A 17,405-nucleotide genomic window follows, 5' to 3' on the forward strand; every position below is an offset into this window, starting at 1 on the left:
CCGCCCCCGCCACCCCCTACGCCCGCCCAGAACCCTCCCCGGGCCCCTCAGGCCCCTTCCCGGGCCCCTCGGACCCCTTCGGCGGAGTCGTTCCCCCGCCCTTGAAGGAATCCCGCAGGCGCCCGCCCAGCCCGCCCGCCCCCGACGCCAGATCCCGCACCAGCCCCAGCAGCGGGTCCTTGCTCGCGCGCACCGACTCCGCGTAGTGGTTCGCGGACTCCCGGAACGAGTCGCTCACGGACGTGTCCTTGTCCGCCGAGCGCCGCGGGTAGTGACCGTCCATGATCCGCTGGTGTTCGCGGCTCCCGGCCCACTTCCGCAGCTCCGCCGCCCGCACGGTCGTGAAGGGGTGCGAGCGCGGCAGCACGTTCATGATCTTCAGCACGGAGTCGCGCAGGTCGCCGCCCGCCTCGTACTCCTCCGCCTGGGCGAGGAACGCGTCCACGTTCATCTCGTGGAGGTGGTTGCCGCCCGCGATCTTCATCAGGCCGCGCATCGAGGCCGTGAGGTCCTGGCCCACCAGCAGCCCCGCCCGGTCCGCCGACAGCTCCGACTTGCGGAACCACTCGCGGAGTCCCGTGACGATCGCCATCACGGCGAGGTTGCCCAGCGGGATCCACGCCACCTTCAGGGCGAAGTTCGTCAGGAACAGCAGGATCGTGCGGTAGACCGAGTGTCCCGACAGGGCGTGGCCCACCTCGTGGCCCACGACGGCCCGCATCTCCTCCTCGTCCAGCAGTTCGACGAGGCCCGTGGTCACCACGATGATCGGCTCGTCCAGGCCGATGCACATGGCGTTCGGCTGCGGGTCCTGGGTGACGTACATCGGCGGGACCTTCGGCAGGTCCAGGATGTAGCAGGCGTCCAGCAGCATCGTGTGCAGATGGGGGAACTGCTCCTCGCCCACCCGCACCGAGTCCGACAGGTACAGCAGCCGCAGGCTGCGCTCGGGCAGCAGCCCGCTCAGCGCCTTGAAGACGGTGTCGAAGCCGCTCAGCTTGCGCAGGGCCACCAGGGCGGAGCGGTCCGCCGGGTGCTCGTAGGCGCGCGAGGAGATGTCCGGGAAGCGCTTCCGCTGCCGGCCGGGCGCCCGCTCCCGTTCCTCGCCCGAACCGTTCCCCGCCGTGCTGCCGCCGTTGCCGTCGCTCATGAAGACCCCCTCGATCCGTGTCGGTCGGCTTGCGTCATGGCCGCGTGGCGGCCGTGTCCTGGCCCGTCCCCCGGGTCGCCGACCCCACAGTAAGCGCTGCCGCGGCTATGGCTACCGTGGAGACATGCCCGACATCAACGCTTTCACCGCGCACCCCGCGTTCACCGAGTTCCTCGCCGTCTCCAAGGGGGACCAGGGGCCCGGCGTGGTGCTCCGCACGGTCCTGGTGGTCGGCGTCGTCGGCGTCGCCTTCCTCGCGTGGTTCCTGCTGCGCGGATACGGCAAGAAGGACTGAGCGGGCGCCCGGCGCGCCCCGCGGAGGACCGGAAGGCCCCGACAGGTGGAGTCGGGGTGATGTTGCGGGCGGCCCCCGCATACGATGTGGCAGAAATCTCCGCCCGATACCGTCCCGGATAGGTCCTGCCGACGATGACTGCCTCCTCTGGCTTCGCCTCAGCCCACACCGCCCTGGTCAGCCTCGCCTCCGAGGGCGAGCACGTGGACACCCACCCGAGCATCAGCCCGTACATGACCGGCGGCGCCGCCCTCGTCATCCTGCTGCTCCTCGTCTGGATCACCACCCGCTTCAACCGCGACCGCTGAGCGGACCGGTCCCTGCGGGTCCGGTGCTCCGCCACGCCCAGTAGGGTCTGCACGCATGGGAGAGCAGACAGGGCCCGTGAAGCGGCGGCTCGGCGTGATGGGCGGGACATTCGACCCGGTCCACCACGGCCACCTGGTCGCCGCGAGCGAGGTGGCCGCGCAGTTCCACCTGGACGAGGTGGTCTTCGTACCGACGGGACAGCCGTGGCAGAAGAGCCACAAGGTGGTGTCGCCGGCCGAGGACCGCTATCTGATGACGGTGATCGCCACCGCGTCCAACCCACAGTTCTCGGTCAGCCGCATCGACATCGACCGCGGCGGGCCGACGTACACCACGGACACGCTCCGCGACCTGCGCGCCCTCAACGACGACGCGGACCTGTTCTTCATCACCGGGGCCGACGCGCTGGCCCAGATCCTCACCTGGCGGGACACCGAGGAGCTCTTCTCGCTGGCCCACTTCATCGGCGTGACCCGGCCCGGCCACATACTGGCCAACCCGGGACTTCCCGAGGGAGGCGTCTCGTTCGTCGAGGTGCCGGCGCTCGCCATCTCCTCCTCCGACTGCCGCGCCCGTGTGGCGAAGGGCGACCCGGTCTGGTACCTGGTGCCGGACGGCGTGGTGCGCTACATCGACAAGCGCAAGCTCTACCGCGACTGACAGGGCACTGAGGGGCGCACTGGTGAACGACCGACAGGATCCGTACGCGCAGGACCCGTACGGACAGCAGCCGCAGCTGTACGGCTACGACGCCTACGGTCAGCCGGTGTACCGGCCGGACGCCCCGGAGCGCGTGTACGACCAGTACGGCCGGCCGGTCCAGCAGCCCGTACAGCAGCCGCTCCAGCAGCCCGCCGAGGCGCAGGGACACGGCTACGGCGGTCACCACGAGGGCTACGCCGCCCCGTACGCCCAGCACCAGGGTCAGGACCAGGGCGGGACGCGGACGCGGCAGCAGGAGTGGATCCCGCGCCAGGCCGGCCCGCCCGCCCCCGAGGAGGCCCACGCCGGCCCCGGAGCGGGCTCCGGCCCGGAGCGGGATTCCGTCCCCGCCCCGGAGTACCGCACCGAGCAGTTCTCCTTCATCGAGGAGCCGGACGAGGACTCCGAGGACGTCATCGACTGGCTCAAGTTCAGCGAGAGCCGTACCGAGCGGCGTGACGAGCGCAAGCGCAAGGGCCGCAACCGTGTGGTCGCCCTTGTCGTGGCCGTCGTCCTGGTGGTGGCCGGAGTGGCCGGATACCTGTGGTTCGCCGGTTCCGGCGAAGAGAAGGGCCCGGTGGCGGCGGGCGGCGCGCAGAAGCGCGACGTGATCGTCGTCCATCTGCGGCAGACCCAGGGCGGCGGCAGCTCCACGGCCCTGCTCGTCGATAACGAGACCACCCGTAAGGGCACCACGATCCTGCTGCCCAACTCCCTGGCCGTCGCCAGGGAGGGCGGTGGCTCCACCACGCTCGGCAAGTCCGTGCAGGACGACGGGACCGGCGCGACCCGGGACGCCCTGAACACCCTGCTCGGCGCCGACATCAAGGGCAGCTGGCGGCTGGACACGCCCTACCTGGAGAACCTCGTCGAGCTGGTCGGCGGGATCGCCGTGGACACCGACACCGACGTGGCCGGCGCCAAGGCCGGCGAGAGTCCCGTCGTCCGTAAGGGCGAGGGGCAGGACCTCAGCGGTCAGATGGCCGTCGCCTACGCCACCTACCGGGCGCCCGGGGAGGCCCCGGACAAGCAGCTGGCCCGCTTCGGGCAGGTCATGCGGGCGGTGCTGAAGAAGCTCTCCGCCGACACCGGCGCGACCACCCGGACCGTGGAGTCGCTCGCCCAGATCCCCGATCCCTCGCTCTCCGTGGAACAGCTCGGCGCCTCGCTGGCCCAGCTCGCCGCGCTGGCCAGGAAGGGCTCGTACGACACCGCCCTCCTGCCCGTGCAGGCCGACGGCACCCTGGGGGACAAGGCGACCGAGGGCGTCGTGAAGGACGTCCTGGGCGGCACGGTGAAGAACACCGACAAGAACGCCGCGCCCCGGGTCAGCGTGAAGAACGCCACAGGCAACAAGGGCGCCACCGGTTCCGCGCTCGTCACGCTCGTCAACGGTGGCTACACCGCGGTCGACGGCGGCACGGCGGGCCAGGCAGGGGCGGCGTCCTCGGTCACCTACGCCGACGACCGGCGGGCCGCCGAGGCCAAGGAGGTCGCCAAGACGCTGGGGCTGCCCGCGTCGGCGGTGAAGCAGGCGCAGGGGGCGTCCAACGCGGACGTCACCGTGGTCCTGGGCAAGGACTACAAGGGCTGAGCGGGGCGGGGCACCGCCCGGTCCCGGGCGTGCCGGGCGGGGACGCGCGGGGGTGAGCCGTAAGGGTCGAGGAAGACGCGGGCCGAAATGCCCAGGAGGGCTGTCGGCGGCTCGTGAGACCCTTGACGGGTACTGACCCTTTTTAGCGAAAGCATGGCTTGTGACCGCCACGGACCGCTCCATCGAGCTCATCAAGGCCGCCGCCCAGGCGGCTGCGGACAAGCTCGCGCACGACATCATCGCCTACGACGTCAGCGACGTGCTGTCGATCACCGACGCCTTCCTGCTCGCCTCGGCCCCGAACGACCGCCAGGTCAAGTCGATCGTCGACGAGATCGAGGAGCGCCTCAACAAGGAGCTCGGCGCCAAGCCGGTGCGCCGTGAGGGCGACCGCGACGCCCGCTGGGTGCTGCTCGACTACGTCGACATCGTCGTCCACGTCCAGCACAGCGAGGAGCGCGTCTTCTACGCCCTGGAGCGGCTGTGGAAGGACTGCCCCGAGATCGAGCTGCCCGCCGACGCCGTCGCCACCCGCGGCAAGGCCGCCGAGCACGCCGAGGCGCAGGCCGCCGACCTGGACGGTGAGCTGAGCTGAGCGGCGGCGAGCGCGGCACCGGCACGGGCGCCGTGGCCGGCAGGGGGCGTCGCATCGTCCTCTGGCGCCACGGCCAGACCTCATGGAACCTGGAGCGCCGTTTCCAGGGCTCCACGGACATCGAGCTGACCCCCGCCGGCGTCGCGCAGGCACGCCGGGCCGCCCGGCTGCTGGCGGCGCTGCGGCCGGACGCGATCGTCTCCTCCGACCTCGGCCGGGCCAGGGCCACGGCCGCCGAGCTGGCGGCCCTCACCGGCCTGCCGGTGGAGAGCGACGCGGCGCTGCGGGAGACCTACGCGGGTGTGTGGCAGGGCCTCACGCATGACGAGATCATCGAGCGGCACGGCGCGGAGTACGCGGCGTGGAAGCGCGGCGAGCCCGTGCGGCGCGGCGGCGGCGAGCTGGAGACCGAGGTCGCCGACCGGGCCGCCCCGGTCGTCCTCGCCCAGGCCGACAAGCTGCCCGACGGCGGCATCCTCGTCGTCGTCAGTCACGGTGGCACCATCCGTACGACCATCGGCCGGCTGCTCGGTCTGGAGTCGGCCTCCTGGGAAGCGCTCGGCGGCCTCACCAACTGCTGCTGGTCGGTGCTGGGCGAGGGCGCGCGCGGCTGGCGGCTGCTGGAGCACAACGCCGGAACGCTGCCCGAGCCCGTCCTGGGTGACGACGACTGACGGCCTGGTGACGGCCCGACGGCGGTCCTTCGAGGGCCCGCTGACGGCCGCGATCGGCCCGATTTCACATCTGGGCAGGTCACAGGCTAAAGTTCTTCTTGTTCGCGGGGAACGCGGAGGGAAACCTCCGGGGGAACCGAGAACAGCGGGGCTATAGCTCAGTTGGTAGAGCGCCTGCATGGCATGCAGGAGGTCAGGAGTTCAATTCTCCTTAGCTCCACAACCCGGACAATCCCGTCTCCCACTCACAGGGAGGCGGGATTGTTGCTGTTCGGACGCGGTCCCGTGGCAGAATCGGGCCGGGAGCGGACAGGGCCGAAGGGGAGGGAACAGGCTGATCCATGGGTGCACACAGCCGGAAGTGCGACTGGTGCGGCAGCGGGACGCCGATCGTGCGCGACATGGAACCGCTCAACTCCGCTTACCAGTACTGGTGCGTGGAGTGCGCGCGGGCGCTGATCATAAAAGGCGACCCGATCGAGACCTACCGCGAGTTGGAGGGCGAGCCCATCTACGGCCGCCTCCTCGACGAACACTGCGCGTTGAAGCGCTTCTACTCCTTCGCCACCGCCTGACCCCCTTCCGGTCTCCTCTTCCGGCTTCTTCCCGATTTCCCGCCGCGCTGTCCCCGCCGGGGCAACCGTCCCCTCGCGCGGGAGCGTCCTGAGGGGTGAAGCTGCCGCCGGCAACGGCCGGTGGCACGGGGGAAGCGATGGAGGTCACCTGGTGACCGAGACAGCGATCAGCCCTGTCCGCGACGCGGAAGCGGCAGCCGGACTCACACCCTTTCTCGACGCCCTGCGCGTTCCGCCGCTGCTGCGGCCGAGCCGCGCGGAAGCCCTCGCCGGCATCGACATCGACCTGAAGGCCACCTGGGTCAGGCTGCACTCGCAGCTGCCGCCCACCCGCGTATGGGCCTACGACGGCCACTTCCCGGGTCCGACGATCGAGGTCCGCCGCAACCGGCGGCTGAGGATCTCCTGGAACAACCGCCTCACCGGAACCCACCCGGTGACCGCCGTGGAGGCGACGCCCGCGCCGGGCGCCCCGCCGCCCGGCGACGTACCCGGCCGGGGCGACGCCCCGCCGCTCGCCGACGTCGCCGCGCTGCCGCCCTGGACGGTGACCCACCTGCACGGCGCGCCCACCGGCGGGGGCAACGACGGCTGGTCGGAGAACGCCGTCTCGCCCGGTGACAGCCAGCTCTCCGAATACCCCAACGACCACCGTGCGGTGGCCTGGTGGTACCACGACCACGCCATGGACATCACCCGCTGGAACGTCTTCGCGGGCCTCGCCGGGATGTACCTCGTCCGTGACGACGAGGAGGACGCGCTGCGACTGCCGCGCGGCGAGCACGAGATCCCGCTGATCCTCCAGGACCGCAACCTCGACCTGGACGAGGACGGCCGGCCCACCGGCGGGCTGCTCCACAAGACCGTCGTCGTCGGCAAGGACGCCCACGGCAAGAACGTCACCGCCGCGTTCACCGGCCCGTACACCCTCGTCAACGGCGTCATCTGGCCCTACCTGGACGTCTCCGCCCGGTGGTACCGCTTCCGGCTGCTCAACGGCGCCAACGCCCGCGTCTTCCGGCTCCGGCTGGTCGACGACGAGACCGGCGAGCCCGTCGAGGGCGCGGCCTGGCAGATCGGCACGGACGGCGGGCTGCTGCCGCGCCCCGTGCCGCTGGACGGGCCGCTGCCCGTGGCGCCCGCCGAGCGCATGGACCTGCTGGTCGACTTCGGCCGGCTGCGGGGGCGCCGGATCCGGCTGGACAACGTGGCGCCCGGGGTGGCCCACCCGCGGGTGATGCAGTTCCGGGTGGACTCCCGGCCGGTGCGCGACCCGTTCGTCCTGCCGCCGGTCATCTCCGGCTCGTTCCGGCGCATCACCCACGGCACCGTGCCCGGCCACGAGCACCGCCTGATCGTCCTGACCCCGCCCGGCACCGCCGGGGACGCCCACCCGGGGCTCTGGGAGATGCACCCGGCGAAGCCGGGCGAGGTGCCGGTGCCCGGCGCGGGGGTGATCCAGGTCAAGGGCGCGGACGGCACGGTGCGTACGTACCGCAGGGGCGCGCGCACCTTCGACGACGCGCTCGGCTTCATGGTCACCCACGGCGCGTGGGAGCAGTGGAGCTTCCTCAATCTGGGCGGGCCCACCCACCCGATGCACATCCACCTGATCGACTTTCAGGTGCTCGGCCGCGATGTCTACCCCGCCGGGGCGGGCAGCCCCTTCGACACCGCCCTGGGCGGCACCCGCGCCCCGCTGGAGTTCGGCGGGCGGGTGCCGGTCTCCGCCCACGACGCGGGCTGGAAGGACGTGATCCAGGTGCCCGCCGGGCAGATGGTCAACGTCATCGGCCGCTTCCAGGGCGCCAAAGGCCGGTTCATGTACCACTGCCATCTGCTGGAGCACGAGGACATGGGGATGATGCGGCCCTTCGTGGTGATGCCGGGCGAGGTGCTGAAGTTTCACCACGGGGAGACGGGCGGCCACCACGGCGGCCACCACGACGGATCCTGACGTCCGCGTCCCGCCGTGCTCCTTACGGCGGTCGTGGGCCGGGGCGGGCCGGGGGAGATCCACGGCACCCGGGAACGAGGGTCCGCCCCGGGTCCGCCCCGGCCCGTTCCGGGCGCCGGCCGGGAGGCGATTTGGCAGATGGGGGGGACCTCCGTGTAATGTAATCCGTGTCGCCAGGGAAACCGGGCGGAAAACAAAACAAGGGGCTATAGCTCAGTTGGTAGAGCGCCTGCATGGCATGCAGGAGGTCAGGAGTTCAATTCTCCTTAGCTCCACAGCGAATGAGCGGGTCGTCCGGAAACGGACGGCCCGCTCTTCGTTTTGCCCCCCGGTGTCGTTTCGCGCCGGGGGCGCCCGGTCAGTTCCCCTGGTCGGCCTCCCGGCCGAGCTCGCGGTCGAGGCGGAGGGCGAGCGCCGGACAGCGGCGGACGGCTCGTAGGGCCCGGCCGCGCAGGTGCGCCGGCACGCCCGCCTCCGCGAGCGCCGGATAGCCGTCCGGTCCGAGGCGTACGAGCTCGGGCAGCAGCCCCGCGCACAGCCCGTGCCCCTCGCACAGCGTCCAGTCCACCGCCAGCCGCTCGGCGCTCTCCGGGCTCCCCTCGGTGGCGCCGGCGGCCAGGGGCAGCGGCAGCGACCCGAGGGTGGGCCGCCCGCAGCCACCGCCCAGGACGTGCGCGGCCAGATCGTCGGTGAACGCCGACAGCGCGGTCAAGGTGAAGCGCGCCGCGCCGTCCGGGTGGGCGCACGCGCCGCGCCCCCGGACGGCGCCGGCCGCCTGGCGCACGGTCTCCAGCGCGCTCCTGCCGCCCCCGGCGACCACGTCGGCCAGGGCCCCGGCCACCGAGGGCAGGCCGAGCCGGCAGGGCCCGCACTGCCCGGCGGACTCGGCGGCCAGCCAGTGGGCGACCCGGACCGCCTCGCCCAGCGGGCAGGTGCCGGCCGGCAGGGGCAGCACGGCGCCCGCGCCGAGGGAGCCGCCGCACGAGGCCAGTCCGTCCCGCGAGACGTCCGCCGCGTACGCGGTCGGCGCGTCCAGCCAGGCCCCGTGGTAGCCGCCCGTCAGCACCGCCTGGAGGTCCGGACCGGCGCCGCAGGACCGCAGGACGTGTGCCATCGGCACCCCGCTCGGCGCCTCGACGACCCTGGGCTCCGGCACCGCCCCGGAGACGGTGAGCAGCAGGGTGCCGGGCTCGGTCGCGGTGCCGGACGCGGCGTAGCGCTCGGCGCCGAGGTGGGCGGCGAGGGCGAGTTGGGCGAAGGTCTCGGTGTTGGACAGCAGCGTCGGGGCGCCGCCGAGGCCCTCCTCGGAGGCGTGGGCGTGTCTGCCGGGCGGCAGGGGCGGTCCGCCGTCGGCGGCCCGCAGCAGGGCGGAGGACTCGCCGGAGACCAACCGCTCGGGCAGCCGCACCACCCGTGCGCGCAGGGCGCGGCCGCGCCGGTCGGTGAGGCCGCGCTCCGCCAGGGCCTCCCGGACGGACTCCTCGGCCGTGCGCCGGGTCACTCCGACGACCAGGGTGGCCGCGTCGAGGGCCTCGGCGGCCAGCAGGGCGCCGTCGAGCACCAGGTGCGGTGTGCGGGTGAGCAGCACCGCGTCCTTACGGCAGGCCGGTTCGCCCTCGCAGCCGTTGACGACCACGGCCGGGCGGGTGCCGCGTCGCCGTGCGGCGACGCCCACGGCCCGTAGCTTCCGGGCGAGGGGGAAGCCCGCACCGCCCCTCCCGCGCAGAGTGACCGTTTCCGCGAGGGCGGTGAGCCCGGCCTCGGTGAGCCGGGGCGGCGGGCCGTGCACGGCGAGGTGGGACGGGCGGTCCAGGCGGGCGGCAAGGTCGAAGCCGGCCGTCAGACGCGGCTGCCCGAGGGCGAGGACGGCCGGCAGCTCGGGAAGGGGGGCGTTCACCGCGCGCGGCCCATGGCGCCGTGCGCGGTGAACGCGGGCGCGGCCGGGCGTGGGGGCCGGGGCCGGGCGCGGGGGAGGCCGTGGCGGGCCGTACGGGCGCCGGGGGCGGTGCCGGCGGGACGAGTCGCCCCCGGTGCCCTGGCCGCCCCGGCGAGCGCCGTCGGACAGGCCGCGAGCGCGCCCGGGCCGATCAGCCCGGCCCGCCCCCGCGGGCCGTCCCGGAAGGGCGGCGGGGTGCCGGGCGGGGCGTGGGCCTCCGTGACCTTGACGCCGATGTGCCCGAGCGCGCCGGCCGCCGCCGCCCGGTGGACGGCCTGGGCGAGCAGCCGGGCGCGCGGGGTGAGGAGCGGCCGGTCGGCGGCGATGAGCCCCCAGGCGACGGTGGCGGTGAGCGAGACCAGGGTGAGGACTCCACCGGTGTGGTCGAGGAAGCGGTTCATGCCCCCGCACGCTAGGCAGCGCGCGGGGGCGCCGGGTCCGCTTCCCGCAAGCCCGGTGCGGTGGGCGCTCGCGCTGCTAACGTCGGTTCGTTCGGCGGAACTTCCGCCGCTCGGGCAACTCCAGCGGCCTCCGGCGCGTCAATGCGCCCGGGTTTCACGGGCGTTGATCCGGATTCCGCCCGTCCGTCCCCGGCGCCGCCCCGGGCGAACGCGTGCTCCTGAGTGAACGGCTGTCCGTAAGGACGACGCGTAAGGTGCCTACCCCTGCCCACCCGGCCGGGAGGTGTCCGCGCCGCGGGGGCGTCCCAGGGGGCGCCGGGCAGGTGTCCCCGCCGTCCGGGTGCTCCCGTGAGGGCGCCGTGGGCCGGCCGGCGGCAGCGGCCCGTCACCGGTCCCGGGAGGCCCGGAGGCGCCGCGGAGGCGGGCCCGGAGGCGACTCGGCGGCGGCCGTACGCGGGCCGGGGCCGCGCGGGAGCCGGCCCGCCCGGGGCCGGAAGGCCCGCACCGGTCGGGGGCCGAAGGGCCCGCACCGCTGCCGGGGCCGGAAGGCCCGCGCCGCTCACCTTCGTGCGGGCCCTTCGGCCCCTGCGGTAACCTGACCCCATGCGTGCCGTACGCCTTCTGCTTAGCGGGCCGCGCTGATCAGTACCGACCGGTGAGATCCGGTCGGCATCGGCGCGGCGTCCCCTCCTGTGCGAGGGGATTTTTCATTTCCGCGGATGCCCGCAGGTAGAGACGACGATCGATGGAGCTTTGAGGACGATGAGCGAGACCAACACCGCCGCCGAGGTGGCTGCCCCGCACCGCTACACGGCCGCGCTGGCCGCTGACATCGAGGCACGCTGGCAGGACTTCTGGGACGCCGACGGCACCTACGAGGCGCCCAACCCCAGCGGTGAGCTGGCGGGCGACCCGGCGGTCGTCGCCCGGCCCAAGAAGTTCATCATGGACATGTTCCCGTACCCCTCGGGCGCGGGCCTGCACGTCGGCCACCCGCTCGGCTACATCGCCACGGACGTCTACGCCCGCTACCACCGCATGACGGGCCACAACGTCCTGCACACCCTCGGCTTCGACGCCTTCGGCCTGCCCGCCGAGCAGTACGCCGTGCAGACCGGCACCCACCCGCGGGTCTCCACCGAGGCCAACATCGAGAACATGAAGGCACAGCTGCGGCGGCTGGGCCTGGGCCACGACAAGCGCCGGTCGTTCGAGACGATCGACCCGGAGTACTACAAGTGGACCCAGTGGATCTTCCTCCAGATCTTCAACTCCTGGTACGACGAGGACGCGAAGAAGGCCCGGCCGATCGCCGAGCTGGTCGCCCTGTTCGAGAGCGGTGAGCGCGCCGTCGACGGCGAGCGCCCCTGGAGCGAGCTGAGCGCCGCCGAGCGCGCCGACGTCCTGGGCCGGTACCGCCTGGCCTACGCCTCCGACGCGCCGGTCAACTGGTGCCCCGGCCTGGGCACCGTCCTGGCCAATGAGGAGGTCACCGCCGACGGCCGCTCCGAGCGCGGCAACTTCCCCGTCTTCAAGTCCAAGCTGCGCCAGTGGAACATGCGGATCACCGCCTACGCGGACCGCCTGCTGGACGACCTGGACGCCCTGGACTGGCCCGAGGCCATCAAGCTCCAGCAGCGCAACTGGATCGGCCGCAGCGTCGGCGCCCGCGTCGACTTCCCCGTCGAAGGCCACCCGGACGCCAAGGTCACCGTCTTCACCACCCGCCAGGACACCCTCTTTGGCGCCACCTACCTGGTCGTCGCCCCGGAGCACCAGCTGGTCGTCGCGGAGGGCGGGAACGGCGGGATCGTCCCCGCCGCCTGGCCCGAGGGCACGCACGAGGACTGGACCGGCGGGCACGCCACCCCGGCCGAGGCCGTCGCGGCCTACCGTAAGGAGGCCGCCGCCAAGTCCGACGTCGAGCGGCAGGCCGACGCCAAGGAGAAGACAGGCGTCTTCACCGGCGCGTACGCGATCAACCCGGTCAGCGGCGCCCGGCTGCCCGTCTTCACCGCCGACTACGTCCTGATGGGCTACGGCACCGGCGCGATCATGGCCGTCCCGGCGCACGACAGCCGCGACTTCGCCTTCGCCCGCGCCTTCGACCTGCCGATGCGCTGCGTCGTCCGGCCGTCCGACGACCGCGGCACCGACCCGTCCACCTGGGCCGAGTCCTTCGACTCCTACGAGGCCGAGATCATCGACTCGGCCGGCCCGGACGTCTCCCTGGACGGCCTGGCCGTGCCCGAGGCGAAGACGAGGATGGCCGAGTGGCTGACCGAGCGGGGCATCGGCGAGGCGACCGTCAACTTCCGCCTGCGCGACTGGCTGTTCAGCCGCCAGCGCTACTGGGGCGAGCCCTTCCCGATCGTCTACGACGAGGCCGGCGTCGCCCACCCGCTGCCCGAGTCGATGCTGCCGCTGGAGCTGCCCGAGGTCGAGGACTACTCGCCGCGCACCTTCGAGCCGGACGACGCCGACACCTCCCCCGAGACCCCCCTGTCCCGCAACGAGGACTGGGTCAACGTGGAGCTGGACCTGGGCGACGGCGTCAAGCGCTACCGCCGCGAGACCAACACCATGCCCAACTGGGCCGGCTCCTGCTGGTACGAGCTGCGCTACCTGGACCCGCACAACAGCGAGCGCCTGGTCTCCGCCGACGCCGAGCGGTACTGGATGGGCCCGCGCGAGGGTCAGCCGCACGGTGGCGTCGACCTGTACGTCGGCGGCGCCGAGCACGCCGTGCTGCACCTGCTGTACGCCCGCTTCTGGTCCAAGGTCCTCTTCGACCTGGGCCACATCTCCTCGGCCGAGCCGTTCCACAAGCTCTACAACCAGGGCATGATCCAGGCGTACGTCTACCGCGACAGCCGGGGCATCCCCGTCACGGCCACCGAGGTGGAGGAGCGCGACGGCGCCTTCTACCACCAGGGCGAGAAGGTCAGCCGGCTGCTCGGCAAGATGGGCAAGTCCCTGAAGAACGCCGTCACGCCGGACGAGATCTGCGCCGAGTACGGCGCGGACACCCTGCGCCTGTACGAGATGGCCATGGGCCCGCTGGACGTCTCCCGCCCCTGGGACACCCGCGCCGTCGTCGGTCAGTACCGCCTGCTCCAGCGCCTGTGGCGCAATGTGGTCGACGAGGCCACCGGCGAGCTCACGGTCGTCGACGCCGAGCCCGACGACGCCACGCTGCGCGCCCTGCACAAGGCCGTGGACGGCGTCGCCCAGGACATGGCGAACCTGCGCTTCAACACCGCCATCGCCAAGGTCACCGAGCTGAACAACTTTGTGACCAAGCTGAGCGAGGTCCCCCGGTCCGTCGCCGAGCGCATGGTCCTGCTCGTCGCGCCGCTGGCCCCGCACATCGCCGAGGAGCTGTGGCGCAAGCTGGGCCGCACCGGCTCGGTCGTCCACCAGGACTTCCCCGTCGCCGACCCCGCCTACCTGGTGGACGAGGCCGTGACCTGCGTCGTCCAGATCAAGGGCAAGGTCAAGGCGCGGCTGGAGGTCGCCCCGTCCATCTCCGACGAGGAGCTGGAGAAGGTCGCGCTGGCCGACCCGGCGGTCGTCGCCGCGCTGGGCGGCGCGGGCATCCGCAAGGTGATCGTCCGCGCGCCGAAGCTGGTGAACATCGTCCCCGCGTAACGGTGTGACGCCCGCGCGCGACGCGGAGGCGGGGGACGGCCCCGCTCCGCGGGGGTGAGGGTTTGTCCCTACGGGCAGGTTGGGGGTTCCGCTGGAACCCCCGGCCTGCCCTTTCCGTTTACGGTGGAGGGGTACGCACGAACACCCGTCTGCCCGGGCGAACCCGCTGGAACCGCCGAACCCCGCCGAACCGCTGAGGAGCGTTCATGGAAGCCGTGGCCGTGATCGTCGCGCTGATCTTCGCGGTCCTCGTGGCGCTCGGCGTGATCGCCACGGTCAAGACCGTGCGCGCGGTCAAGCGCGGTGTCGACCGGACCGTCACGCAGGCCCGCCGGACCGTCGAGGACACCCGCCTGAAGGCGAGACAGTACGTGCAGCCCGGTGCGGCCGGTGAGGTCGCGCAGCTGCGCCTCTCGCTGCGCACGTCGATGCGCGCCACCCAGGACGCGCTGCGGCTGGCCGCCCCCGAGGACGCCTCGCTGTCCGAGGCGCTCCAGCTCTTCGAGCGGCTCAGTGCCCACGGCCACGAGCTCGACGAGGAGCTGAGGCGCCTGGAGGCCGAGCCGGACCGGGAGCGGATCGCCGCCTGCCTGCCCGAGCTGCGCGAGCGCACGGAGCGCGTCCGGGAGTCGGCCGATTCCCTGCGGTGGGCGGCACAGGACCGCGCCCGGCGCTTCGCCGAGGACGACCTGGAGGCGCTGAGCGGCCAGATCCGGATGGAGGCGGGGGCGCTGCGGCACTGGACGGTGGAGGAGCCGGAGGGCGCGGCCCCGGCCTCCGCTTCCGACGGGGCCGCCGCTCCCGCCTCCGGCCGGGGTTCCGGCCCCGCCGCCCACCCGGAGCCCGGGCCCGCGGCCGAGCCGGCGGCCGGCGAACGCCCCGCGATCACCGACGGCGCCGAGGCGTGGCGGCCCGGCTACTCCTGGCAGAAGACTCACCGCCCCGAGAGCACTACCTGACAATGTGGCCCGCTGTCCGGCCGTCCGGCCGGATGATCACGCGTACGGGGCCCGTACTGCCGTCGGAGCGTCCCGGCGGGTAACCTCCGGAACATGTCCCGCCACGTCGCTGTCGTCACCGATTCCACGGCCTATCTGCCGCAGCAGGCGATGCGGAGACACGGCATCACGGCCGTGCCGCTGACGGTCGTCCTGGGTGACGAGGCGCTCCTGGAGGGCACCGAGGTCTCTGCCCGGTGCGTCGCGCAGGCCCTTCAGAAGCGCGGGCCGGTGACCACGTCCCGCCCCGGCCCCGAGGTCTTCGCGGCCACGTACCGCGCGGCGGCCGAGGCGGGCGCCGAGGGCGTCGTCTCGCTGCACCTCTCCTCCGAGTTCTCCGGCACGTACGACGCGGCGGTCCTCGCGGCGCGGGAGGCCCCCGTCCCGGTGCGGGTCGTGGACACCGGGATGGTCGCCATGGCCCTCGGCTTCTGCGCGCTGGCCGCCGCGGAGACGGTGGAGGCGGGCGGCACGCTCGACGAGGCGGTCGCCGCGGCCGAGAAGCGGGCACAGGGCACCGCCGCGTTCTTCTACGTCGACACGCTCGACTACCTGCGGCGCGGCGGCCGCATCGGCGCGGCGCAGGCGCTCCTGGGCTCGGCCCTCGCCGTCAAGCCGCTGCTCCAGCTCGACGGCGGCCGTATCGAGCTGCGCGAGAAGGTCCGCACGGCGTCCAAGGCCATCGCCCGCCTGGAGGAGATCGCGGTCGAGCGGGCCGCCGCCGCGCCCGTCGACATCGCCGTCCACCACCTGGCGGCGCCCGAGCGGGCGGCGCTCCTCGCGGAGCGGCTGCGGGAGCGGGTGCCGGGGCTGGTGGAGATGCACGTCAGCGAGGTGGGGGCGGTCATCGGGGCACACACGGGGCCGGGGCTGCTGGGTGTGGTCGTCGCACCGCGGTAGACCCCGTTCGGGTGGTGCGGTTATCCCCAACTCGCGGGTTTTCCACGGTTTTCGGGGCGCTTCGGCGGGGACGCGGGAACGCGCCTACGGTCGTCGTCATGACCGAACGTCTCGCGACTGATCACCTCGACGGACCGGCCCCCGCTCCCGCCCTCTCCGGCGGCTCGCCGCGGGAACGCGCGGCGACGCTGTTCCCGGGTGTGCCCGCACCCGTCCGCGACGGCCCGGGCCCGCCGGGCCGCGACGCGGACGCCCCCGATCCGGGCCGGGGCGGGGCCGGTTGGCGGTCGGCGCTGGGGGAGCGGCTGCCGCTGTGGGTGCGGCTGCGGTGCGGCATCGAACCGAGGACGCTGGGCGCGCTGGCGGTCGTGCTGGTCGCGGCCTGCGCGTTCGCCGTCCACCACTTCTGGGCGGGCCGCCCCGGGCCCGTACGGCCGCCCGACCGGCGGCTGCCCGCGGTGTCCGCGGCGGGGGCGGAGCGGGCGGCTTCCGCGGATCCGACGGGCGTGCCGCCGGCGGCCCGTGCGGACGGCCCGTCCCGGGGCACTGGGGTGGTCGTGGACGTGGCGGGCAAGGTGCCGCGACCGGGGCTCCAGCGGCTGCCCGCGGGGTCGCGGGTCGCGGACGCCCTGGAGGCGGCCGGGGGAGCCCGCCCGGGGACGGACACGACGGGCCTCAACCGGGCGCGGGTCCTCACCGACGGCGAGCAGATCGTGGTGGGCGCCTCCCCGCAGGCTCCCCCGCCGCCGGGCGGCCCGGCCCCACCCGGCGGACCAGGCGCGCCCGCTGGACCGATCAGCCTCAACACCGCCACGGCCGAGCAGCTGGACGCCCTCCCGGGCGTCGGCCCGGTCCTCGCCCGGCACATCCTCGACTACCGCGCCCGGAACGGCGGCTTCCGCTCGGTGGACGACCTCCGCCACGTCAACGGCATCGGCACCCGCCGCCTCACGGACCTACGCCCCTTGGTGCGGCCGTGAGACGGGCGGGCGTGAGACGGACGGCCAGGGCAGCCGTGCGGCGCCCCGGAGGCGCATCCCGGCCAGGCGCACCCCGGCCAGGGGCGCCCCGGCCCGAAGGGATCGGACGCGCCCGCCGGGCGCGGGTGCCGGCCGCTTCCCGGGCCGCCCTGCGAGGGGCTGACGCGCCTCATCCGGTGCGCGGGCGGGAAGAGACGGAGCCGGTCGCCGCCCGGTGGGGGAGGGCGGTCTGCCACGCCGGGCCCGGGGGTGGGGCCGGCGCCCGGGTGGTGAGGGAGGCCGGGCGGGCCGGTGCGCCGACGGTAGTGGGCGAGGGGGCCGTGGGGTCCTGTGCCGGGGCGGTCGGCGAGGGCGACGGGAGAGTCGTCGCGGGGGAGGCCGGGCAGCCGCTCGATCTTCGGCTGGCGGTGCCCGCGGGCGCGGCGTGGGCGGCCGCCGCCTGGGCGCTGACGGCCGGTGAGCGGGTCGTCCTGGGCGCGGCGGCGGTGGCCGTGCTCGTGGCCTGCGGCCTGCTCCTCCGGGCGTGGTGGCGGAACCGGGAGAGGCCGGAGGCGTTGCCTTCGCCTTCGCCTTCGCCTTCGCCTTCGCCTTCGCCTTCGCCTTCGCCTTCGCCTTCGCCTTCGCCTTCGCCTTCGCCTTCGCCTTCGCCCGGGGCCGGGGCCGGGGCAGGGGCCGGCCGTAGCGGGGC

The 17,405-nt window shown here is 73.8% G+C and carries 16 protein-coding genes and 2 tRNA genes; 15 read left to right on the top strand and 3 right to left on the bottom strand.

The annotated features are described in order from the left end of the window. Positions 1–16 precede the first annotated feature (16 nt). Positions 17–1,150: a M48 family metallopeptidase gene (locus LUZ64_RS01655; protein ID WP_232390134.1), complete on the bottom strand. Its 1,134-nt coding sequence runs from the start codon at positions 1,148–1,150 to the stop codon at positions 17–19. A 124-nt stretch (positions 1,151–1,274) separates the two neighbouring features. Between LUZ64_RS01655 and LUZ64_RS01660 the strand changes: the two genes are divergently transcribed. The 10 genes from LUZ64_RS01660 to LUZ64_RS01705 all read left to right on the top strand — a co-directional run bounded on the left by LUZ64_RS01660 (position 1,275) and on the right by LUZ64_RS01705 (position 8,126). Continuing rightward, complete coding sequence (locus tag LUZ64_RS01660) at positions 1,275–1,445, top strand: hypothetical protein (protein WP_170116886.1); 171 nt, start codon at positions 1,275–1,277, stop codon at positions 1,443–1,445. 134 nt (positions 1,446–1,579) lie between these two features. Then, positions 1,580–1,753: a hypothetical protein gene (locus LUZ64_RS01665; RefSeq protein WP_095583705.1), complete on the top strand. Its 174-nt coding sequence runs from the start codon at positions 1,580–1,582 to the stop codon at positions 1,751–1,753. Positions 1,754–1,808: 55 nt separating this feature from the next. Then, complete coding sequence (nadD, locus tag LUZ64_RS01670) at positions 1,809–2,414, top strand: nicotinate-nucleotide adenylyltransferase (protein ID WP_095583706.1); 606 nt, start codon at positions 1,809–1,811, stop codon at positions 2,412–2,414. A gap of 22 nt (positions 2,415–2,436) precedes the next feature. Continuing rightward, positions 2,437–4,050, top strand: coding sequence for an LCP family protein (locus LUZ64_RS01675; protein WP_095583707.1), 1,614 nt, complete (start codon positions 2,437–2,439; stop codon positions 4,048–4,050). Between the two features lie 160 nt (positions 4,051–4,210). Then, on the top strand, positions 4,211–4,645 hold the full coding sequence (rsfS, locus tag LUZ64_RS01680) for a ribosome silencing factor (protein ID WP_095583708.1): 435 nt from the start codon (positions 4,211–4,213) through the stop codon (positions 4,643–4,645). Positions 4,646–4,677: 32 nt separating this feature from the next. Next, positions 4,678–5,319 (top strand): histidine phosphatase family protein, encoded by a 642-nt coding sequence (locus tag LUZ64_RS01685; RefSeq protein ID WP_095583709.1) that lies wholly within the window; start codon positions 4,678–4,680, stop codon positions 5,317–5,319. A 147-nt stretch (positions 5,320–5,466) separates the two neighbouring features. Then, positions 5,467–5,539, top strand: a tRNA-Ala gene (locus LUZ64_RS01690). A gap of 121 nt (positions 5,540–5,660) precedes the next feature. After that, positions 5,661–5,894, top strand: a complete 234-nt coding sequence (locus tag LUZ64_RS01695) for a hypothetical protein (protein ID WP_030366518.1) — start codon at positions 5,661–5,663, stop codon at positions 5,892–5,894. Positions 5,895–6,045: 151 nt separating this feature from the next. Beyond that, a complete protein-coding gene (gene phsA / locus LUZ64_RS01700; protein WP_232390133.1) occupies positions 6,046–7,851 on the top strand; it encodes an O-aminophenol oxidase PhsA in 1,806 nt (601 codons plus the stop codon). Positions 7,852–8,053: 202 nt separating this feature from the next. After that, positions 8,054–8,126: transfer RNA gene (locus LUZ64_RS01705), tRNA-Ala, on the top strand. Between the two features lie 83 nt (positions 8,127–8,209). On the opposite strand, the gene LUZ64_RS01710 is transcribed toward LUZ64_RS01705, so the two are convergent. Next, positions 8,210–9,748, bottom strand: coding sequence for an NADH-quinone oxidoreductase subunit NuoF family protein (locus LUZ64_RS01710; protein WP_095583711.1), 1,539 nt, complete (start codon positions 9,746–9,748; stop codon positions 8,210–8,212). Further along, positions 9,745–10,188, bottom strand: a complete 444-nt coding sequence (locus LUZ64_RS01715; protein WP_232390132.1) for a hypothetical protein — start codon at positions 10,186–10,188, stop codon at positions 9,745–9,747. Before LUZ64_RS01715 ends, LUZ64_RS01710 begins: the two co-directional genes overlap by 4 nt. Positions 10,189–10,950: 762 nt before the next feature. On the opposite strand from LUZ64_RS01715, the gene LUZ64_RS01720 reads away from it, so the two are divergent. The 5 genes from LUZ64_RS01720 to LUZ64_RS01740 all read left to right on the top strand — a co-directional run bounded on the left by LUZ64_RS01720 (position 10,951) and on the right by LUZ64_RS01740 (position 17,399). Continuing rightward, positions 10,951–13,839: a leucine--tRNA ligase gene (locus LUZ64_RS01720; protein WP_095580167.1), complete on the top strand. Its 2,889-nt coding sequence runs from the start codon at positions 10,951–10,953 to the stop codon at positions 13,837–13,839. Between the two features lie 206 nt (positions 13,840–14,045). Next, positions 14,046–14,798: a TraB/GumN family protein gene (locus tag LUZ64_RS01725; RefSeq protein WP_095580165.1), complete on the top strand. Its 753-nt coding sequence runs from the start codon at positions 14,046–14,048 to the stop codon at positions 14,796–14,798. 93 nt (positions 14,799–14,891) lie between these two features. After that, positions 14,892–15,737: a DegV family protein gene (locus LUZ64_RS01730; RefSeq protein ID WP_095580163.1), complete on the top strand. Its 846-nt coding sequence runs from the start codon at positions 14,892–14,894 to the stop codon at positions 15,735–15,737. A gap of 98 nt (positions 15,738–15,835) precedes the next feature. Continuing rightward, a complete protein-coding gene (locus LUZ64_RS01735; protein WP_095580161.1) occupies positions 15,836–16,717 on the top strand; it encodes a ComEA family DNA-binding protein in 882 nt (293 codons plus the stop codon). Between the two features lie 523 nt (positions 16,718–17,240). Then, complete coding sequence (locus tag LUZ64_RS01740; RefSeq protein ID WP_232390148.1) at positions 17,241–17,399, top strand: hypothetical protein; 159 nt, start codon at positions 17,241–17,243, stop codon at positions 17,397–17,399. Positions 17,400–17,405: the final 6 nt, after the last annotated feature.

The organism is Streptomyces albireticuli (genome assembly GCF_021228125.1).
Classification (GTDB): Bacteria; Actinomycetota; Actinomycetes; order Streptomycetales; family Streptomycetaceae; genus Streptomyces; species Streptomyces albireticuli.